A 1016-nucleotide genomic window follows, 5' to 3' on the forward strand; every position below is an offset into this window, starting at 1 on the left:
GCATCTTTCAGGTCGGTGCCTTCGAAGTTGCCGCCGTTTACTTCAGTGACGGTGGCAGTGACCTTGCTGGCGTCGGTGTAGACGTCTTCGATGTTGGCGTTCGGGACTTCGAGTTTGCCGTAACCCTTGCTGTCGACGGTGACGAAGTAGTCCTTGCCGCCGACATTGACGGTCAGGATGGCAGTGCTACCGGCCTGTGGTGGGTTGCTCAGCTGGAAGTGGAAGGTAACGTTGGCGTCGCCTTCTTTCGCGGCATCCGCGGTCACTTTGACGGTGGTGTCCTGGATGGTGTCTTTGACATCAACCGTGATCGAGGCATCTTTCAGGTCAGTACCTTCGAAGTTGCCGCCGTTTACTTCAGTGACGGTCGCAGTGACCTTGCTGGCGTCGGTGTAGACGTCTTCGATGTTGGCGTTCGGGACCTCGAGCTTGCCGTAACCCTTGCTGTCGACCGTGACGAAGTAGTCCTTGCCGCCAACATTGACGGTCAGCACGGCGGTGCTGCCGGCTTGCGGTGGATTGCTCAGCTGGAAGTGGAAGGTAACGTTGGCGTCGCCTTCTTTCGCCGCATCGGCGGTCACTTCGACCGTGGTGTTTTGGATGGTGTCTTTGACATCAACGGTCACCGACGCATCTTTCAGGTCAGTACCTTCGAAGTTGCCGCCGTTTACTTCAGTGACGGTCGCGGTGACTTTGCTGGCGTCGGTGTAGACGTCTTCGATGTTGGCGTTCGGGACTTCGAGTTTGCCGTAACCCTTGTCATCGACCGTGACGAAGTAATTCTTGCCACCGACATTGACGGTCAGCACGGCGGTGCTACCGGCCTGTGGCGGGTTGCTCAGCTGGAAATGGAAGGTGACGTTGGCGTCGCCTTCTTTCGCCGCGTCTGCGGTGACTTCGACCTTGGTGTTTTGCACCGTGTCTTCAACGGTTGCAGTTGCATTCGCGCCTTTGAGGTCGGTGCCTTCGAAGTTGCCGCCATTCACTTCAGTGACGGTCGCAGTGACTTTGCTGGC

Annotated in this window: 1 protein-coding gene; it reads right to left on the minus strand. The window is 57.6% G+C overall.

Annotated elements, in window-relative coordinates:
- Positions 1 to 1016: immunoglobulin-like domain-containing protein (locus tag E1573_RS26805; RefSeq protein WP_165957384.1), on the minus strand; the 1016-nt coding region annotated here is incomplete at both ends.

Origin of the sequence: Pseudomonas sp. H9 (assembly GCF_004353925.1) — a bacterium.
Classification (GTDB): domain Bacteria; phylum Pseudomonadota; class Gammaproteobacteria; order Pseudomonadales; family Pseudomonadaceae; genus Aquipseudomonas.